The 18,652-nt window shown below is 49.1% G+C and carries 18 protein-coding genes; 13 read left to right on the plus strand and 5 right to left on the minus strand.

The features are described 5' to 3' along the window. Positions 1–5 precede the first annotated feature (5 nt). The 10 genes from F5I99_RS19875 to F5I99_RS06240 are packed head-to-tail and all read left to right on the plus strand — an operon-like array spanning position 6 to position 11,515. Positions 6–2,387, plus strand: a complete 2,382-nt coding sequence (locus F5I99_RS19875; protein WP_151054152.1) for a methyl-accepting chemotaxis protein — start codon at positions 6–8, stop codon at positions 2,385–2,387. A 30-nt stretch (positions 2,388–2,417) separates the two neighbouring features. After that, positions 2,418–4,658 (plus strand): methyl-accepting chemotaxis protein, encoded by a 2,241-nt coding sequence (locus F5I99_RS19880; protein WP_151054153.1) that lies wholly within the window; start codon positions 2,418–2,420, stop codon positions 4,656–4,658. A 53-nt stretch (positions 4,659–4,711) separates the two neighbouring features. Next, entirely contained in the window at positions 4,712–5,557 is an 846-nt protein-coding gene (locus tag F5I99_RS06205) for a CheR family methyltransferase (protein ID WP_151054154.1), read from the plus strand. Next, positions 5,554–6,168: a chemoreceptor glutamine deamidase CheD gene (gene cheD, locus F5I99_RS06210; protein WP_151054155.1), complete on the plus strand. Its 615-nt coding sequence runs from the start codon at positions 5,554–5,556 to the stop codon at positions 6,166–6,168. The genes F5I99_RS06205 and cheD (F5I99_RS06210) overlap by 4 nt, the downstream gene beginning before the upstream one ends. Continuing rightward, positions 6,168–7,223 carry a protein-glutamate methylesterase/protein-glutamine glutaminase gene (locus F5I99_RS06215; protein WP_225307641.1) on the plus strand — a complete coding sequence of 352 codons (1,056 nt, stop codon included), beginning with the start codon at positions 6,168–6,170 and terminating at the stop codon, positions 7,221–7,223. The genes cheD (F5I99_RS06210) and F5I99_RS06215 overlap by 1 nt, the downstream gene beginning before the upstream one ends. 11 nt (positions 7,224–7,234) lie before the next feature. Then, positions 7,235–8,377, plus strand: a complete 1,143-nt coding sequence (locus F5I99_RS06220) for a methyl-accepting chemotaxis protein (RefSeq protein ID WP_151054157.1) — start codon at positions 7,235–7,237, stop codon at positions 8,375–8,377. Between the two features lie 12 nt (positions 8,378–8,389). After that, on the plus strand, positions 8,390–8,677 hold the full coding sequence (locus F5I99_RS06225; protein WP_151054159.1) for an STAS domain-containing protein: 288 nt from the start codon (positions 8,390–8,392) through the stop codon (positions 8,675–8,677). Further along, entirely contained in the window at positions 8,674–10,395 is a 1,722-nt protein-coding gene (locus F5I99_RS06230) for a fused response regulator/phosphatase (RefSeq protein WP_151054161.1), read from the plus strand. The genes F5I99_RS06225 and F5I99_RS06230 overlap by 4 nt, the downstream gene beginning before the upstream one ends. Before the next feature lie 19 nt (positions 10,396–10,414). Beyond that, positions 10,415–11,020: a chemoreceptor glutamine deamidase CheD gene (cheD, locus tag F5I99_RS06235; protein ID WP_151054163.1), complete on the plus strand. Its 606-nt coding sequence runs from the start codon at positions 10,415–10,417 to the stop codon at positions 11,018–11,020. 33 nt (positions 11,021–11,053) lie between these two features. Next, a complete protein-coding gene (locus F5I99_RS06240; protein ID WP_151054165.1) occupies positions 11,054–11,515 on the plus strand; it encodes an ATP-dependent zinc protease family protein in 462 nt (153 codons plus the stop codon). Here F5I99_RS06240 and F5I99_RS06245 read toward each other — a convergent pair. Genes F5I99_RS06245 through F5I99_RS06255 form a run of 3 tightly spaced genes read right to left on the minus strand, consistent with a single transcriptional unit; the run spans position 11,498 to position 14,744 of the window. Further along, positions 11,498–12,451, minus strand: coding sequence for an alpha-L-glutamate ligase-like protein (locus tag F5I99_RS06245; protein WP_151054167.1), 954 nt, complete (start codon positions 12,449–12,451; stop codon positions 11,498–11,500). The two genes, F5I99_RS06240 and F5I99_RS06245, sit on opposite strands and share 18 nt — an antisense overlap. After that, complete coding sequence (locus F5I99_RS06250; RefSeq protein ID WP_151054169.1) at positions 12,451–13,962, minus strand: inactive transglutaminase family protein; 1,512 nt, start codon at positions 13,960–13,962, stop codon at positions 12,451–12,453. Before F5I99_RS06250 ends, F5I99_RS06245 begins: the two co-directional genes overlap by 1 nt. A gap of 32 nt (positions 13,963–13,994) precedes the next feature. Beyond that, entirely contained in the window at positions 13,995–14,744 is a 750-nt protein-coding gene (locus tag F5I99_RS06255) for an ATP-dependent zinc protease family protein (protein ID WP_151054171.1), read from the minus strand. A 224-nt stretch (positions 14,745–14,968) separates the two neighbouring features. On the opposite strand from F5I99_RS06255, the gene F5I99_RS06260 reads away from it, so the two are divergent. After that, positions 14,969–15,283, plus strand: coding sequence for an HPF/RaiA family ribosome-associated protein (locus tag F5I99_RS06260; RefSeq protein WP_151054173.1), 315 nt, complete (start codon positions 14,969–14,971; stop codon positions 15,281–15,283). A 69-nt stretch (positions 15,284–15,352) separates the two neighbouring features. Here the strand turns inward: F5I99_RS06260 and F5I99_RS06265 are convergent, their stop codons facing one another. Next, entirely contained in the window at positions 15,353–16,249 is an 897-nt protein-coding gene (locus F5I99_RS06265; RefSeq protein ID WP_151054175.1) for a LysR family transcriptional regulator, read from the minus strand. 108 nt (positions 16,250–16,357) lie between these two features. Between F5I99_RS06265 and F5I99_RS06270 the strand changes: the two genes are divergently transcribed. Together F5I99_RS06270 and F5I99_RS06275 are read left to right on the plus strand one after the other, a co-directional pair. After that, entirely contained in the window at positions 16,358–16,957 is a 600-nt protein-coding gene (locus F5I99_RS06270) for an FMN-dependent NADH-azoreductase (protein ID WP_151054177.1), read from the plus strand. Between the two features lie 15 nt (positions 16,958–16,972). Continuing rightward, on the plus strand, positions 16,973–17,818 hold the full coding sequence (locus F5I99_RS06275; RefSeq protein WP_151054179.1) for a pirin family protein: 846 nt from the start codon (positions 16,973–16,975) through the stop codon (positions 17,816–17,818). Positions 17,819–17,828: 10 nt separating this feature from the next. Here F5I99_RS06275 and F5I99_RS06280 read toward each other — a convergent pair whose 3' ends face one another. Further along, entirely contained in the window at positions 17,829–18,554 is a 726-nt protein-coding gene (locus tag F5I99_RS06280; protein WP_225307577.1) for a kinetochore Spc7 family protein, read from the minus strand. Positions 18,555–18,652 lie beyond the last annotated feature (98 nt).

An 18,652-nucleotide genomic window follows, 5' to 3' on the forward strand; every position in this document is an offset into this window, starting at 1 on the left:
AAAGAATGAGAAATATCAGTGTCAAAGCCCGGTTGATTTTTGTCATCGGTCTATTGTCAGTCTTGCTGATTACAATCGGTGCCATGGGGCTCAATGGCATGCAAAGCGCTGCGTTGCGCTTGGAAACAGTATTTGACGATCGTCTGATTCCTTCACACCAACTGGCTGATATCGAATACATGATGCAACGCAATATCATCGAGTTGCAACTGGCGGGAATGCATGATCCGCGTCTCGAAGAACATACCCTGCATAATCATGAAATCCAGCAGCATACTGACCGGGTACGCGAGAATATTGAGGCGATTACCCAAACCTGGGACGCCTACATGCAGACTTACCTGACACCCGAGGAGCGCACTCTGGCTGAGGGGTTTGCCGAAGCCCGACGTGATTTTGTACAAAACGGTCTGTTGGTGGCCGTAGATCTATTTGAAGACAGCCGCTTTCGTCAGGGTAATATGCATATGATCCGTGTCGTTAACCCTGCATTCAATAAGGCTTATGATCTGGCAACAGCGTTGCTGGACCTGCAGGCGATAGTTGCCGAACAGGAGTATCATACCGCATTGTCTGAGTATGACCGTACTCGGAATACCATCATAGCGATGATTGTGGTGGGTGTGTTGTTGTCCGCGCTCATCGGTTGGTTACTGATTCGTGCGATTGTTAATCCACTTAATCGCACTGTTGGCTATTTTGGACATATCGCCGAAGGTAAGCTGGATAATGTTATTAGAGTGGATAACCATGACGAGATAGGGAAAGTGCTGCTGTCATTAGACAGCATGCAAGCCAAGCTAAACATAGATATTACTGAAGCCAGGCGTGTAGCTGATATTAATTTGCGGATTAAAAATGCACTCGACAGCGTATCTGCCAATGTGATGGTTGCAGATGCCGGTTTTGAAATCATCTATATGAACCCGGCGGTGCTGGATATGTTCCGTACGGCGGCAGATGATATCCGTCAGGATTTACCACGTTTTGATGTAGAAAATCTGGTCGGTAACAGTATCGATCTCTTCCACAAAAATCCTGCCCACCAGCGTCAGATGTTGTCAGTCTTGCAGGATAAGCATGAAACAACCGTGCATCTTGGCGGCCGTACTTTCGACCTGGTAGCCAATCCGATCTTTAATGACGAAGGAGACCGCTTGGGATCCGTTGTAGAATGGAAAGATCGTACCGAGGAGGTTGTTGTCGAAAGAAGTGTGACCGATCTGGTTGAAAAGGCAACACAGGGTGATTTTAGCGCGCGTATTGAGTCAGAAGGCCTACAGGGATTTTTTAAGCGTCTGGGTGAAGGCGTCAACAGGTTGATGACAGTGACTGACACGGGTTTGCGGGAAGTGATGCGCGTCATGAATCACCTCTCAAAAGGTGAGTTGACTGAGCAGGTCACCGGTGATTATCGCGGTGCCTTTGGCGAACTGCAAGCGAGTACCAATTCGACAGTTGAACATCTGAAATCATTGGTGAGCGAGATCAAACAGTCCGTGGATGCAATTAACACCGCTGCACAGGAAATAGCCGCCGGAAACACCGATTTGTCACAGCGTACCGAAGAACAGGCTTCCAGTCTGGAGGAAACTGCATCCAGTCTGGAAGAATTAACCTCGACTGTTCGGCAAAATGCGGATAACGCACGTCAGGCGAATCAGCTGGTTCAAAGCGCTGCCCGGGTAGCTGAAAGTGGTGGTGAAAAAGCCCGTCGAGTGGTTAAAACCATGGATGCAATCAGTGAAAGCTCGAGCAAAATTGCTGATATCACCACGCTGATCGATGGCATCGCTTTCCAGACCAATATTTTGGCATTGAATGCAGCTGTTGAAGCAGCTCGCGCCGGAGAGCAGGGGCGTGGTTTCGCTGTGGTTGCCGGCGAAGTACGGTCACTGGCACAGCGATCAGCGGCTGCAGCTAAAGAAATCAAAGAGTTGATTAGTCGTTCAGTGGATATAGTTCATGAGGGCAGCGACCTGGTGACTGAAACCGGCAAAACCATCGAAGAGATTGTTATTTCGGTTAAACGAGTAACAGATTTGATGGGTGAGATTTCAGCGGCTTCGGAAGAGCAGAGTCAAGGAATTGAACAGGTGAATCAGGCGGTTACCCAAATGGATGATGTCACTCAGCAGAATGCTGCATTGGTAGAAGAGGCGGCTGCGGCTGCGGAGTCTCTGGAAGAGCAAGCTGGCTCTTTGGCGACCTCAGTGGCCGTGTTTAAACTGGATGAGCAGCCTGTATTGATGCGCCAGACTCCAAGGTTACAAGCTGCTCGTGCACCGGCAAAAACAGCAAGAGTAAAACCTGGTCTAGCTAAACCAGCCAAACGCTTAGCGTCTCCTCCCAACAGACCCAATGGGGATGAGTGGGAAGAGTTCTAAGTATACGAGTTACAAACAAGGGGATCGGCAATGACAATTAAAGCTAAAATATCCGCAGGTTTTGCTGCAGTAGCACTGATCTCTCTGCTGCTTGGCAGTCTGGGCTACTGGGGGGCTGTTCGCAGTGAAGCGAGCATTGCCGAACTGGGTGAACGACGCCTGCCAGCAGTGCAGACTGTGTTGGAAATGCAGGTGGCTCTGAACAATGTAGTGACTGGTTTCAGAACGCTAATGGATCAAAGTGCTGATACGGCGGCACGTAATCGCCAGTATCAGGTCATTGCGGATAGTCGTGAAGTCTATCGGGCCCTGGTAAATCGTTACGATGCTTTGCCAAAGTCTGCCGAAGAGGAGCGCGCCTGGCAGGTATTTCAAACTACCCTGCCAGACTGGCTGGCAGCAAATAACGAGATAGCCGTGTTACATCAGGAGCTGGATGAACTGCGTATTGCTAACCCTCAGGCCTTTGTCGGTGATCTTCAAGACCGCATTGCCGAAGCAACCATGGGTGAGACCCTGCGCTACCAGGAAGCAGCATTTACTGCATTGGATCAGGTGGTGCGGTTGAACATGAATGCAGCCGCTAGCCAGGTTGAATTCGGTATCAATCAGGCGGCATTATTAAAAACCATCAGCCTGCTGGCAATGTTGATAGGGGTTATTCTGTCTGCCGGACTGGGCTTTATCATCACGCGTGGTATTACACGTCCTTTGACTCTTATGGTCAATGCAGTTGAGCGTGTTCGCGATAGTGGCAATTTCAATGAGCAAGTCAACTATACCCAGAAGGATGAGATTGGTCAGGTTATTCGTGCATTCAACACCTTGCTGAGTTCGCAAAAGCATGCCCTTGAAGAGGCTAACACTACCATCGAAGCCCTGGCTTCAGGTGATTTTAACGCCCGCATTCAGGGGGAGTATGCCGGCGATCTTGATGCGTTGAAGACCGGTATCAACAGTAGTGCAGAGACGATTCGTCTGACTATGGATGAATTATCCAAGGTGATGCAGGCTATCCGTCAGGGCGAGTTTGGTGTGTCGATTAATCCGGCACTGGTTCGCGGTGACTATCGACTCATGCTCGAAAATGCCGCTCATGGCATGCAGTCGCTTAAACGCAGTGTCGATTCTGTCGTGCAGGTTATGACTCAGGTAGCTGAGGGACAGTTTGGAGCTCGTGTTGATGCGGATGCTTCCGGTGAAATGCTGAAATTGAAAAATATGATTAATCAGTCAGTGTCTGCGCTGGAAACAGCATTCATGGAAATTCAACGGGTAATGCAGGCGTTGGCTAAAGGGGATTTGACTGAGCAGGTTCAAGGTCAATATCCAGGAGACTTGGGGACACTGGCCGATGCGGCCAATACCACGGTGGTACAGTTGTCGGATGTCATCCAACAAATTCACCAGTCTGTAGGAAATGTGAATACGGCAGCTACCGAAATTTCAGCGGGCAATACCGATTTATCTCAGCGTACCGAAGAACAGGCATCCAGCCTTGAGGAAACGGCTTCCAGTATGGAAGAGCTGACGAGTACGGTAAAACAAAATGCCGATAATGCCCGTCAGGCTAATCAGTTGGCAGGACAAGCTAACCGAGTTGCCGAAGCGGGTGGAAGCAAGGTTCAGGAGGCTGTGGCGACCATGCATGAGCTGACAGCCAGTTCTGAAAAAATCACCAATATCATCAGCGTGATTGACGGGATTGCTTTCCAAACCAACATACTCGCCTTGAATGCGGCTGTTGAAGCGGCCCGGGCGGGTGAGCAAGGGCGTGGTTTTGCTGTAGTTGCCGGAGAAGTCAGAACTCTGGCTCAGCGTTCAGCTGCCGCTGCTAAAGAAATTCAGTCGCTGATTAAAGAAGACGCCGGAATTGTAGAAAATGGCAGTCGCTTGGTCCGCGAAGCTGGCGTATCAATGGATGAAATTGTGCAATCAGTGAAGCGTGTAACCGACATCATGGCTGAAATATCGGCAGCATCTGAAGAGCAAAGCCAGGGTATTGAACAGATCAATCAGGCTATTACACAGATGGACGATGTTACCCAGCAAAATGCGGCGCTGGTAGAAGAGGCTGCTGCCGCTGCTGAGTCTCTGGAGGATCAAGCCGCTTCCTTATCGCAGGCGGTTTCCGTATTCAAGATGAATCTGTCTGACAGGCAAGCCGTGCGGCCACCCAAACTGCAGGCAAATCCTGTAAACAAACGACCGGCTACCATTAAACACCTGCCACATGCTGGAACGTCAGAAGATGAGTGGGAGGAGTTCTAAACCTGAAAGAGGCTTATGAGTCAGAATCAACTTATTTAGGGAACAGGTGGCCTGTGGAGCGCGAATTTGTATTCAGGAATGAGGACTTTGAACGCATCCGTAAGTTGATCCGTGAGCGCGCAGGAATATCGCTCACGGAAAAAAAACGTGATTTGGTTTACAGTCGCATTGCTCGTCGTTTGCGGGTTTTGCAATTGACTGAATTTTCAGACTATCTGGATTTTTTGGAACAGCATGAAGATGAAACGCAAGATTTCATTAATGCACTCACCACCAATCTGACCGCTTTTTTTCGGGAATCGCATCATTTTGATTATCTCTCGCAAGTGATGTTGGCCGGACAGGCAGGAACTAAGCGCCCCTTTACTATTTGGTCGAGCGCCTGCTCAACCGGAGAGGAGGCCTATTCCCTGGCGATGACAGCGATTGAAACGTTTGAAAGTTGGACTCCTCCGGTCAGGATCCTGGCGACCGATGTGGACACCCATGTATTGGAGCAGGCTCAGGCCGGTATCTATGGTATGGAACGACTGGCAAAGCTATCCGATAGGCGTATTCGCCAGTTTTTTTACAAGGGGCGTGGGGCTCGGAGCGGAAGTGCGCGTATCCGCCCGGAGGTGCAGCAACTTATCCGCTTTCGCCCCTTTAATTTGTTGATGCCGAAATGGCCACTTAAAGGCCGGTTTGATGCAATTTTTTGCCGTAATGTGATGATTTATTTTGATAAACCGACACAGTACAGTATTTTGTCCCGCTTTCATCCGCTCTTGTCTGAGCAGGGGTTACTTTACGCGGGCCACTCAGAAAGTTTTCAGCATGCTGCTGATCTATTTCGTTCGCAGGGACAGACTATTTTTTATCCGGTGCGTTCTGCTCATTTACAGAGGTCTAACGCATGAAAGGTTCAACTGACAATTATCATACGTTGGTACCGGATATTTATTTTGATCCTTACTTTGAACAGGATGCAGTCAAAATTCTTCCCGGTGAATACTATGTGACGGCACGCGACATGATCCTGGTCACGGTGCTGGGAAGCTGTGTCTGTGCCTGTATTCGGGATCCACAAACAGGTATCGGTGGAATGTGTCATTTTATGCTGCCTGAGCAGTACCTGGATGATTCGCTAATCGCCAGCTCTATGCGCTATGGTAGTCATGCGATGGAAACCCTGATCAATCAGTTGATTAAAAATGGTGCTCAGCGTGAGCATTTACAAGCCAAAGTATTTGGTGCTTGCAATGCCTTAGCGTCACCCGGCGGGCATAAAATGGGCGAGCACAATAGTCGGTTTGTAGTGGCTTATCTTGAAAAAGAGAGCATACCGGTACTGGCTCGTGACCTGCTGGATGTTTATCCGCGCAAAGTATACTTCTTTACCCGCACGGGGCTGGTTAGAGTAAAAAAGCTGAAAAAGCTGAACAACACAACCATTATGGATCGGGAAGCAGATTATTATAGCCGTCTGACGGATGCTGATATGTCCGGTGATGTGGAGTTATTTCGTTGATACAAAAAGAAAAAATTAAAGTCCTGGTGATAGATGATTCCGCACTTATCCGCCAGTTACTCACCGAAATCATCAATGGTCATGCCGATTTGGTAGTGGTTGCCTGTGCCCCAGATCCGATTGTCGCGCGTGAGTTAATCAAATTGCACAATCCCGATGTACTGACACTCGATGTTGAGATGCCGCGTATGGATGGTCTGGAGTTCCTTGAACGTCTGATGCGTTTGCGGCCCATGCCGGTGTTGATGGTTTCGTCGTTGACAGAAACCGGTTCAGATGTGACGCTGAGAGCTCTGGAGTTGGGCGCAATCGATTATATTGCCAAGCCCAAAGTGGATATCGCCAGTGGTTTACAGCGTTATGCTGAGTTGATTGCAGAAAAACTGCGTATCTGTGCTTCGGCTAATGTGAAATCAGCCTTGCCCGTAAAGCCGGGTCGAGTCACACCCATACGCCGCGGCTACTCCTCAACCGAAAAAGTTATTTTTGTCGGTGCTTCAACGGGTGGTACAGAAGCGATACGTCAGTTTCTTGAGCCACTGCCTGCTGATATGCCCGCCATCATGATTACTCAGCACATGCCGGAACATTTTACTAAAACTTTTGCCGAACGGCTCGACAAGCTTTGTACTCTGCATGTGCAGGAAGCGGCCCATAATCAACGCTTATTACCCGGACATGTGTACATTGCACCGGGCAATGCTCACCTTGAGATCCTTCGCAGCGGCGCTAATTACATGACATCACTGAGCGACGCTGCACCAGTTAACCGTCACCGCCCGTCGGTGGATGTGTTATTTTTGTCGGCCGCGCGCGTAGCGGGTGCGAATGCTATCGGGGTGATACTGACCGGTATGGGTAAGGATGGTGCAATAGGGTTAAGAGCAATGAAAGAGGCTGGAGCTGCAACCCTGGCGCAGGATGAGCAAAGTTGCATCGTGTTTGGGATGCCGAAAGAAGCTATTGCTCTGGGGGGGGTAGATGAGATTTTGCCTGTTACAGCACTGCCTGGTCGTGTGATAGAGGTAGTAGGCCAGCGAATTAACCGAGTTTAAGGAAAAGCATTATGACGAAGTTCAACATATTTATTTGGTTAGTAGCACTGGCCGTGGGTAGTCTGTTAGCGCATTGGGTCTATCCGACTCTGGGTGTGGTTGTGGCACTGGGCATAGGTTTGAGCGTTTCCCTGAAAGAGATGCATAGCAAACTGAACTCGGCAAATCAGTTAGTGCCAGTCAACCGCAATGATGTTGTTGATGAGATGCAGGAGATCGGCATTTGCATTGAGCAGGTTGTTTCTGAAATTGTGAGTGATATGGATGCACTGCAAAGTATGCAGACTGACGCCATGAACACTTTATCCTTGTCATTTTCGCAACTTAAAGAGCAGATAGAGCGGCAACAGGCTGATGTGGCCGTGTTGTTATATGGTGATTCTGGAGAAGATCATGGCAAGTCTGTGTCCGGTCATCTCGGAGGTTTTGCGCATGATACATTGGAAACGATGAACCACTTTGTCGAAACTACTGTCAGAATGAGTGCAGACTCAATGGAAATGCTTGAGCGGGTATCACATCTTTCTGACCAGATGCCGACCTTGATGAAAACCCTGGATGATATTGACAATATTTCCAAACAGACCAACTTGCTGGCGTTGAATGCCGCGATTGAGGCTGCGCGAGCGGGTGATAGTGGTCGTGGCTTTTCTGTGGTCGCGGATGAGGTCAGAGCACTTTCCAGTCGTTCAGCCAGTTTCAGTAAAACGATTCAGAATAACCTGAATGAGATGAATGCTCAGATTGCCACGCTGGTGGATGATGTTAGTCGCATTGCTTCTCAGGATATGTCATTCATTCTGGAGGCTAAAAAAGAGGTGCAAAGAGCGATTGAGCATTTAATGTCAAAAACCGAAAAAGATCAGCAGATTACTCAGGGTATGGAGTCCATTTCTCAGGAATTAATGACCGCCTTATTTGACGCGATGCGTGCCATGCAGTTCCAGGATATGAGCAGTCAGACGATCCAGCATACTACCGATGAACAGCGCCATCTGTTGGTATTGGCAAGTGTATTGAAAAACGAAGTTAAAAATCTGGATGAACAGTCATTACGGGACAGTATCAAACAGTTTCGTGAAGATAGACAATCACGTAAGTCCAATCCTGTATCAGCGAGCTCCATGAGCAGTGGCGATATAGACCTTTTTTGAGGAGTTTTATCAGTGAGTGAAGCCGTTATTACCATTAAATTACCGGAACGATTTGACTTCAGTTACCACAAGGAGTTTTACAATAAAACGGCAGAGGTGCTGGCTGATCATAAACATCGAGAAGTCGAAATGGATTTTAGTCGAGTTGAGTATCTGGACAGTTCGGCATTGGGGATGTTGGTGATGTTACAGAAAAAATGTGCTGAAGTGGGTAAACAAGTCGTGGTCGTCAACGCATCAGGACTTGCAGCCGATATTCTGAAAATAGCCAATATGGAAAAAATTGTTGAGATTCGATGAGACAGTTGGGCGTAGATGATGATCGTTCAGGTATTACCATACTGGTTGTTGAAGATAACTCAGCCCTGAATTCGTTATTTCAATCGTATTTAAGTCGACAAAAGTTCCATGTTGTCAGCGCGTTGAGCTTTGATGCGGCTCGGTTGATTCTGGCCTCTGAAACAACGATCGATATTGCACTGATAAATTATGACTTAGGTGACTACAAGGGTATAGAGCTGATCAGCTACTTCCCCAAAAACGAGAGCAAAAAAAACATACCCGTTATTATGCTCGGCACCAGTCAAGATCAGGCAGTGCTTCAGGCCTGTTTTAAATTGGGCGTGGATGACTATCTGCTTAAACCAGTCAATCCAACGCTGTTGAGCCTGAAGATCGACTCGTTAGTCTATAATATGCGGTTAACCAATATCATCGCCGAGCAAAACGAAAAGCTACAACGGCTAATTAATAATGCCGAGATAGAAGAGCAGTTGGCATCGCATATTTTCTACAATAATCTGCTGAGTCAAAAGACCCAAACGGTTGCGGGTTTTACCCACTTTCTGCAATCCACCAGCGGATTCAGTGGGGATATTATCCTGGCTCGCTATGCACCTTGCGGTAGCATTTTTATCCTGCATGCCGATGCAACCGGGCATGGTTTATCCTCTACGATTACACTGATGCCAATGGTTTCCATCTTTAAAACCATGGTGCATAAAGGGTATCGGTTGGAGCCGATTGTTCGGGAAATGAATTCCCGTTTGATTGAACAGCTCCCGGCGGATCGTTTTGTGGCGGCTTCGCTGATTGAAATCGATATCAATCATGGTGACCTGAAAGTCTGGAATGGGGGAATGCCGGAGATACTATTACTGGATGATACTCATCAGGTTACGCACCGTTTTCACTCCTCGCATATGGCCCTGGGAATATTGGAGGATGCACAGTTTGAAGTGCGTGCCATACATTGGAAGCTGCCGGAAAAAGGGCTGCTGTTTGGTTTCAGTGATGGAGTCGTCGAGCAAGAGGATTCTTTCGGGCGTGCTTTTGGCATTGAAGGTGTGTTGCAGATCGTTAAACGTAAACCAGCTGATATGCTAAACACTATTGCCAGCACGATGGACAGGCATGTGGGCTCAAGCAGTCTTGATGATGATGCGTCCATGTATGAACTACACTTTGACCAGTTACGTGATGATCCCGGTACTATGACACGCGGGTCACAGGCCCTTGCTCAGGATATGAACGACTTGTCGCCTTTTGAGTGGTCTCTGGAGTTGGTTGGTACGCAGATTGCCAAGCAGGAGCTTCCTTCCATGTGTAATCAGTTCCTATCCACTATGGGCTTTGCTCAGTCTGTTTGTCAGCGTAGCTTTACGATCATCAGCGAGCTGGTAAATAACGCCATAGACCATGGTTTGCTGGAGTTGACCTCTTTATTGAAACTCGGACCTGAGGGGTTTATGGCCTATTATCTGGAACGTGAAAAACGCATCGCCAGCCTCACGCAGCAAGATGTACTGCGGTTGGTTCTGACATGGGGAAGCGATGCGCTAGGCCCTTATCTGCATATTGATGTAAAAGACAGTGGTAAGGGCTATCTTCCGGACAATATGGCTGTTAATGACGCTATGGAGTACACCTTTGGGCGCGGCATTACCTTGATCAAGCAGCTTGCCACTGCCGTAGAAATACGTGAGCGTGGTACCTTCGTGCGCGCTGAATTGCGTTAGTAATACAGGATAAAGCGCCATGATCAGTGACGAACATCTAGCTACAAACTGCTATTACGATCGCTATTTTGATACCCAAGCTGTCAAAGTTCTGCCTGGTCAGTATTTTGCCACGCATGACGACACCATGATTGTAACCGTGCTGGGCTCTTGTGTATCTGTGTGTTTGCGTGATCGTCTGAGTGGCATCGGTGGGATGAACCATTTTATGCTGCCACATGATTCAGGTGCTGATTCTGATAGTCTGATTGCTGCGTCCGGACGTTATGGCGTCTATGCCATGGAACTGTTGGTGAATCATCTGCTTAAGCTGGGAGCCAGTCGCAGTCGACTCGAAGCCAAAGTGTTTGGTGGAGGTCAGGTACTCAAAAACATGAGCTTTATGAATGTTGGCCAGCGTAATGTTAAATTTGTGATGAAGCATCTGCGTAACGAGTCGATCCCTGTGCTAGGTAAGGATGTGCTGGATATTTATCCCCGAAAAGTGTATTTCTTTCCGCAAACCGGCAAAGTCATGCTGAAGAAAATTCATTCTCTGCATAACAGTACGATTATCGATCGTGAGAAAGCCTATATGCATGAAATTGAAACACAGCCTATGACAGGCGAAGTCGATCTTTTTTAATTTTTTTAAACTACAGTCAGAGAACTGAATAACATGACTAGGACAACCACAACTGATATGACAGTGCTTGGCTGGCGAGAGTGGGTCGCTTTACCACAATTGGGTATTTCAGAACTCAAGTGCAAAGTTGATACCGGGGCCAGGAGTTCAGCATTGCATGCGTTTGCTGTCGAAGAGTTTTACAAGGAAAATCAGCGCTGGGTGAAGTTTGGCTTACACCCCTTGCAGCATAATGAGGTTACAGAAGTCTGGTGCGAAGCACCGGTCGCTGATGTACGCCGTGTGACTGATTCAGGTGGTCACACCACTGAGCGTTATTTCATTACCACGGAAATCCAGCTAGGTGGCCAGCGTTTTCCCATCACCCTTTCATTAACCAATCGGGACAATATGTTGTTTCGTATGCTATTGGGGCGAGAAGCCATGAAAGGGCGCTTTTTGGTCAATTCCGGTGTGTCCTATCAACAAGGTAAGCCATCAGAGCCCTTGGGCTGAAAAGGTTTCCATCACATAGCTCACTCGCCCTTCAGCGGTTTTATGGGGCTTGCGGATTTTCTCAATATGCCGTAATCGGGGGAGTAATCCCCGCCCATTGGCAACCTGAATGGACAGCCCTGGCCGGGCATTCAGTTCCAGTAATTGCGCTCCACGCGATTTATCCAGAACAATATCTGTACCGATATAGCCAAGATTGCTCATTTCATAACAGCGTGATGCCAGCAGCAGCATGGCTTCCCAGTCAGGGATGATCATGTTGATTAAGTGCTTGCCGGTATCTGGGTGGCGTTCAATTGGAATCGTAAATTGCACCGCCTTCAGGCTTCGTCCGGTCGCGATATCCAAGCCTACGCCAACGGCGCCCTGATGCAGGTTGGCTTTGCCATCTGATGCGTGAGTTGCCAGACGCAACATCGCCATGACCGGATAGCCACGAAATACAATAATGCGGATATCCGGCACACCTTCATAAGAGTAGCCTTCAAAGGTATCATCGAACTCAATCAGGTCTTCAATAATGGCAACATCTGGATTACCCCGCAATGAGTAGAGGCCCGCCAGGGTGTTGGTCAAATGGCGTTTGATCGCTTCCAGCGTGATCTCGGCACCGGATGATTTAACGAACAGATCCCCGTGTCGCCCGGTTATAACCAGTATTCCTTTACCGCCGGAACCCCTGGAGGGTTTGATGGCAAAACTTTGTAGCTGCATCAGCCGCTCCTCAACATGACTGATCTCATGCTGGGTTCTGACAACTGATATCAGTGCCGGTGTTGCCACACCATACTCTTCAGCTAAGAGTTTGGTTTTGAGCTTATCATCGACCAGTGGATAAAAACGCCGCAGGTTATAACGCCCGATAAAGTCGACATTGCGGCAGTTCATCCCCAGAATGCCAGCTTTTTGCAGACGAAAAGGACTGGCCCAGCGCATTATGATTGCTCCAGCATGGCGCGAAAACGGCGTAGCTCAGACAGTTTATACCCTGTGTATTGTCCCATCAGCATGATGACGGCCAGTATGATCAGGTTCAGTTCTGGAAAATTGAACGTCAGGTGGCCGAATAAAGGCAGCTGCATCACCAGGTAGGCAAACACGGCGACCAGAAGGCTGCCACCCCCCTGAACGATAACCTGTTTCGGACCTTCCTCTTCCCACAGAATGGACATACGTTCAATCGTCCAGGCGATGATGATCATTGGGAAGAAGGTAATAGTCATGCCCGTGCTGAAGCCGAGTTGATAGCCCACCAGACTCAGCAGGGAAACCAAAAACACCACCAGTACGACCAGGGTAGCGATACGTGAGACCAGCAGCAGGTTCAGACGAGACAACCAGGTACGGATGACGAGCCCCATGGCGACAATACTGATAAAGCTGATCAAACCAAGGACCAGTGAGGTTTGCAAAAACGCCAGGGCGATCAGAATCGGCATAAAGGTGCCGGAGGTTTTCAAGCCGATAATAATGCGCATGAATACCACAACCATAGCACCTAATGGCAATAAAAACAGTAGCTTGAACATGCTTTGTTCTTCAATCGGCAAGCTGTGTACGCCTAACCAGGCCAGTCCTTGACCGGCAAACTGCGATTTGGCCAATTTCAGTGACGGCAGGGTCTGCTCTATCATTGAGAAACTGACTCGTGAGCCTTGCCCACCGACGACGTCCAGCAGGGATGCTCCACCTCGCTGCCACAGCAGCAGGTTTTCCGGCAGCCCCTGATATCCGGTTTGTGGATCAAACACCAACCAGCGTCCGTCGGTAAAAATCTCAATCATTGGCGTCAAACCTTGATGACGACGTGCATCTTCAAGATACAAGCCCACGGAAAGACGCGTTGGCACACCCGCCTGATTCAACAGTTTGTCCAGCGCTTCGGCTGTTGAGTGGTTAGTCAGTAAGAGCGCGGTATTCTGTCCGGGTTCAGGATTGCGTAGCAGACGTAACAATTCACGTGTCAGGCTTTCGGCTGTACTCGACTTGCTGCGTGCCTGGTCGATAATGTCGCTGGCCGCCGTCGCTTCAGACTCGCTCCAGAGTACCTGTCTTGCCAATGGCCGGGGTAGCTCGGCTGTATCAACCTTGTCGGGATCGGGAATCAGCTGCGCCTTGTAATAAAGCGTTTGCAGCCCACTAGCGTTGCTTTTGGACCATTCTCCCCGACGTAGACCATCATGTTCTATAATCGCAAAGCCATAACCCGACGAGGCGGCCACTTCATTGATCAAGGTAAAGCCTGGAGGGTTGTCCGGTAGCATCATGCTGGCAAGTACTGGCTCATTGTAGCTTTGAAAGTCAATACGGGCTTCAATCAGCCAGGCCTGTTTCTGTTCGCCAGGCCAAAAGGGAATGCCCAGCTGTATATGCCGCATAACGGCTATACTGAGTCCGGCCAGTATCAGGATGGCTATAGTCGTGTAAAACGGTACTCTGGATACCATTCAGATGCGTCCTCAAACAGAGTTTCAGTCGGTTAATCCGGCTGAAACAGAAAATCGATAGGTGCAATATACTGCCTGCTGACATCAACCACCATCTGGTCACGCAAAATATTGCGGCCAATCAGCAGCGGAAAATCCAGATGACTGCGGTCACTCAGGGTAAATTCTGCCGTATGACTGATGCTGCCCAGGGTAAAGTGCAGTTCGACAACAGGGCGGCGTTCAAATTCATCACTGATAGACTGGCTGATTCTGACACGCCTGACAACGGGACGTTCATAAGAGACCTCTTCTCCGGTTTCAGGGTGCCGTGTATCAAAACGGACCCAGCGACGACCGTCACGTTCGAAATGCTGAATATTGCGAGCATCCAGTGACGAGGTAGTCGCTCCGGTATCGATTCGGGCATTGAAAACCAGATCCAGAGGGGATATATGTACTCTTTCAGCTTCACCCACCAGTTGCTTTTCCATTCCACCCAGCATCAGACTGCCGTTATTCTCTGCTTGAGGGCAGACTAACCGGGGTGCCGGTTTACATTCGGGTGGTTTAACCTGTTCAGCAATCGTTGTCTGTAACCGACTGATCACTGCTTCCTGAGCCACTGTCAGCTGTTCAATGACTTGCATCTGCGTGCCGTTCAACCGGTTAATCTGGTCATCCTGTGCTTCCAGTCGCTGGTCGATGGACTCGACAACACCTTCCTCGATATACAGGTGACCGGGAGCGCAGCCACCCAGTAGCAGGGCAGAGCCGATAAGCGCGATTGACCATCTAAACATATAAAGCTCCGATTGACATAAGGTTCTCTGGAAAGGCGCTAATATTACGCGATTTTGAGTCGGGATAAAATTGATTCGCTAAGGACATTACGGGTTTATGGCGCTGAAGCGAGCTAAAGGTTAAAATTCTGCCCGACGCTGATCTTCTGTGGTGGTTCCAGATGCTGCATATCTTTGTGAATCGTGAAATCAGCGGCCATTACCCGTATCCGATGGAGAATTGAATGATTATTCAGGTTAATACTGACAGCAGCATTGAAAATGATGATGCGTTGATCACGCATGTTGAATCAGTTGTTGAAAAGGCGTTGGGCCGTTTCGGTGAAAAAATTACCCGTGTTGAAGTGCATCTGCATGATGAAAACGCTCACAAGCCCGGCGACCATGACAAGCGTTGTGTGTTGGAAGTTCGTTTGGCTGGTTTGCAGCCTCAGGCGGTGACCGAGCATGCTGATACGACCCATAAAGCGTTAGCGGGTGCTTGTGACAAAATGAAAAGTCTGCTGGACAGCCTGCTGGGGCGTTTAAACAAACATTGATTTGTCAATGACGCTAATCAGGCGTTTTATACCTGCCGCTTAATATTGAGCAGGGCTTTTATAGCCTGCTCAATCCGCTTTAAATCCGGACTGCTTGTTGACTAGCTCTTGTATTAACTCAGCCAGACGGCGCGTTCCAGGTCCGGCAAATTCGCCTTCACTCATCACCAGGTAGAGGGGAACGAAGCGGCTGGCACCCGTTTGCAGAGGTAGAGGTTTTAATTCCCCCTTGTCCAAATATTGTTGAATTTTTACCCGTGGATACCACGCAAACCCCATGCCGGCACAGACGCTTTTGATTGAGGTGCTGCCGTTGCTGAAGGTCCATCGCTGTTCGGCACCTAACCAGCCGGCATCCAGTTTTCGACTGCCTGAGTCCCGTACCACCAGTTGTCTGTGGTGGCGAAGATTCTCTAGCGTCAGTGGTGTGGGAAGCTGGTGCAGTGGGTGTTGTGGGTGTGCAACGGCAATAAATTCAATATTCATCAATGCCTGCCCGATAAAACCAGGGGGTACCCGGCCACCAATAACCAGGTCAGCCTCCCGGCGTAACAGCGCTTCATCTGTGCCACTCAGGGTACTTTCGGCCAGCAGAATGCGTGTCTGGGGTTGTTCATCAGCAAAACGGTTCAGTGCTTGCAGAATAAGATCTTCAGGAAAGATGGTATCGATGGTCAGGTGGATTTCTGCCTCCCAGCCCTGGGCAAAGTGTTTGGCCAGGGTCTCCACTCTGTGAGCATGTTCGGTAAGATCCCGCGCGTGTCGCAGCAAGGCTTCTCCTGCTTCAGTCAACTGAGCGCGTCGCCCCTCAATACGGAAAACAGCAACACCCAGGCTTTGTTCCAGCCGGTTGATGGCATAGCTGACTGAAGACTGGCTTTTACGCAGTGTTTCGGCTGCCTGAGCGTAGCCTTGTGAATCAACTACGGTGATAAAGGTCTGCCATTGTTCAAGCGTTACTTGCATAAATAATACATCTAAATTTTGGATTAAATTAAGCTAATTATTGCTGTTTATTATCTATAAATCAAACCTCATAATATCCTCATCAAATCGAATCACAGGAGCGATGTAATGAAAACCTTACTTCATGTTAAAAGCAGTATATTTGGTGATGACGGCCAGTCAGTGCAGTTGGCTGATCGCCTGATCAAGCGTTGGCTGCAGCAAAACCCGGAAGGGCAGGTGGTGGTGCGTGACCTGGCTGCTGAGCCCATCGCCCATTTTGATATGCAGACGATTGCAGCCCTGTCTGCTGAAGCGGAGCAGCGTAGTCCGGAGCAGCAGGCTATAGTTGCACTGTCAGACCAGCTAATTACTGAACTCCAGGAAGCTGATGTGCTGGTGCTGGCAGCGCCTATGTACAACTTCGCTGTCCCTTCACAATTGAAAGCCTGGTTTGACCAGATTGCCAAAAATGGGGTGACCTTCCGTTATACAGAGCAGGGACCCGTAGGCTTGCTGCAGGATCGCCCGGTATATGTATTGGCAACACGTGGTGGTCAGTACCGTGAAGCGGGCCTGGATTTTCAGGTACCCTGGATAAAGCTGATTCTCGGCTTTGTCGGATTGAAGCAGGTCGAGGTGGTGTATGCTGAAGGTCTGAATATGGCGGGTGCCGATGTTGCTATTGAGCAGGCACGCGTCGAACTGGATGCTTTAACACTAAGTTAAAGCGGGAGGTGAGCTATGCAAGCTCGAAAAGTTAAACGTATTATTAAAGCCGTTGATAGTCAGGATGGCGCGGGCGTTAAGCTTAAGCGCAGTATCGGGAATCGGCAGAATCTGCGCATAGATCCATTTTTGATGCTGGATATGTTCTCATCGGATAATCCTGATGACTATATTGCCGGATTTCCACCCCATCCGCACCGTGGCTTTGAAACTGTCACCTACATGTTGAACGGGAGTATGTTGCACCGTGATCACATGGGTAATGAAGGTTTGCTGGGTACGGGGGGAGTGCAGTGGATGACGGCAGGGCGGGGCGTTATCCATGAGGAGCGCCCGCAACAGGAGTCAGGGCTGATGCGAGGGTTTCAGCTTTGGATAAATCTGCCCGCCGCTGAAAAAATGAAGCCGCCCGCCTATCAAAATATTGAGCCTGAGCAGGTCCCGGTTATTCAGGCTGATCGGGCAACAATACGCCTGGTAGCGGGTGAGTTAGAGATAGATGGGCAGGGGTACAAAGGTCCGGTGCAAGGCATAGTTACCCAGCCGGTGTTTATCGACATCAGTCTGGAGCCCCATAGCCGTTTAACGCTGCCTTTGGCATCCATGCTCAGTGGTTTTGTCTATCTGTTTGAAGGTGAAGCGGAGTTGAACGATGAGGCGCTATTACCGGAAGCGGCCATAGAGCTGGGTGATGGCGATGAGCTTAGTCTGAGTAGCAAGGACCAGCCAGCCAGGTTGTTGTTGATCGCTGCCAAGTCGCTGAATGAACCTGTTGTGCAGTACGGACCCTTTGTGATGAATAGCATGGAGCAGATAGAGCAGGCATTGAATGACTATCGTGATGGCGTATTCACGGGTTGATGATTACGCTTTACCAAGAAGTCGCTTCAGGTTTTTCGTGAAGCGACTTTTCGTTGCGTTGTTGATTGACTTGCTCATTGAGTTGTTCTAACAGTTGATTCAGATTGAACACCTGCGTATCTAATTCATGCTTGGTGTTCAGTCGCTGCAGTTGCTTCTGTGCACTGCGGAACTTATGCACAGCCACTTGAGCCCCCCGATCACTCAACGCCTGTTGGGCATCTTGTAGTAGTAAATCGCAGTTGCAGCGCACATAGGCATTTTTCAGCTGCTGCAACTGCACTTGGCAAGTTTGGGTGTTAATGGCGCTCTGCTGTTTCAGACTATTAATCAGTTGAGCTGTTTCACGTATAAGGGCACGGTTGCGTTGTGCTGTGTTACGGTCATGAAACAGTGTGATTTGGTCTTTTGGAAACGCCGGTGGGCTGAAAGGCTCTTTATCTCGCTCGTCCAGCTTTTGCAGTGCTTGCTGGTGTCCGGTAGAACGATCCAGTTTGCTGGCACTGTGCCAGAGACTGCGCAGATAGCTGATTAGTAATCTTTTCAGTTCCACTGTCTGGAATTCAGCTGGCAAACTATCGAGCAGGTGCTCTGTACCCCGAATCTGGTTGCGTACAGCAAGCAACTGCATCTGTCTTTCACGGCGTTGGTTTTCGGCTGTTTGAATAGCAATAGCCACCATGGCCATGAAGAAGACTCCAGTCAGGATAATTGCAGCAGTTTCTGTTGGCGTCATAATGTATATCGGTTACTCGAGGTAGACACATCAATACTAACCTAGTCTGACGCTTCCCGCATTGAATTGGCTCAACCAATGAGCTGGAAAGCAAAAGA

Origin of the sequence: Nitrincola iocasae, from assembly GCF_008727795.1 — a bacterium.
GTDB lineage: Bacteria > Pseudomonadota > Gammaproteobacteria > Pseudomonadales > Balneatricaceae > Nitrincola > Nitrincola iocasae.

Bases quoted from the DNA above. Each gene is read 5' to 3' on its own strand.
- F5I99_RS06280 (WP_225307577.1), bottom strand. From the start codon at position 18,554: ATGACGCCAACAGAAACTGCTGCAATTATCCTGACTGGAGTCTTCTTC.
- F5I99_RS06250 (WP_151054169.1), bottom strand. From the start codon at position 13,962: ATGGTATCCAGAGTACCGTTTTACACGACTATAGCCATCCTGATACTG.
- F5I99_RS19880 (WP_151054153.1), top strand. From the start codon at position 2,418: ATGACAATTAAAGCTAAAATATCCGCAGGTTTTGCTGCAGTAGCACTG.
- F5I99_RS06270 (WP_151054177.1), top strand. From the start codon at position 16,358: ATGAAAACCTTACTTCATGTTAAAAGCAGTATATTTGGTGATGACGGC.
- cheD (WP_151054163.1), top strand. From the start codon at position 10,415: ATGATCAGTGACGAACATCTAGCTACAAACTGCTATTACGATCGCTAT.
- F5I99_RS06265 (WP_151054175.1), bottom strand. From the start codon at position 16,249: ATGCAAGTAACGCTTGAACAATGGCAGACCTTTATCACCGTAGTTGAT.
- F5I99_RS06240 (WP_151054165.1), top strand. From the start codon at position 11,054: ATGACTAGGACAACCACAACTGATATGACAGTGCTTGGCTGGCGAGAG.
- F5I99_RS06260 (WP_151054173.1), top strand. From the start codon at position 14,969: ATGATTATTCAGGTTAATACTGACAGCAGCATTGAAAATGATGATGCG.
- F5I99_RS06275 (WP_151054179.1), top strand. From the start codon at position 16,973: ATGCAAGCTCGAAAAGTTAAACGTATTATTAAAGCCGTTGATAGTCAG.
- F5I99_RS06220 (WP_151054157.1), top strand. From the start codon at position 7,235: ATGACGAAGTTCAACATATTTATTTGGTTAGTAGCACTGGCCGTGGGT.
- F5I99_RS06230 (WP_151054161.1), top strand. From the start codon at position 8,674: ATGAGACAGTTGGGCGTAGATGATGATCGTTCAGGTATTACCATACTG.
- F5I99_RS06255 (WP_151054171.1), bottom strand. From the start codon at position 14,744: ATGTTTAGATGGTCAATCGCGCTTATCGGCTCTGCCCTGCTACTGGGT.
- F5I99_RS06245 (WP_151054167.1), bottom strand. From the start codon at position 12,451: ATGCGCTGGGCCAGTCCTTTTCGTCTGCAAAAAGCTGGCATTCTGGGG.
- cheD (WP_151054155.1), top strand. From the start codon at position 5,554: ATGAAAGGTTCAACTGACAATTATCATACGTTGGTACCGGATATTTAT.
- F5I99_RS19875 (WP_151054152.1), top strand. From the start codon at position 6: ATGAGAAATATCAGTGTCAAAGCCCGGTTGATTTTTGTCATCGGTCTA.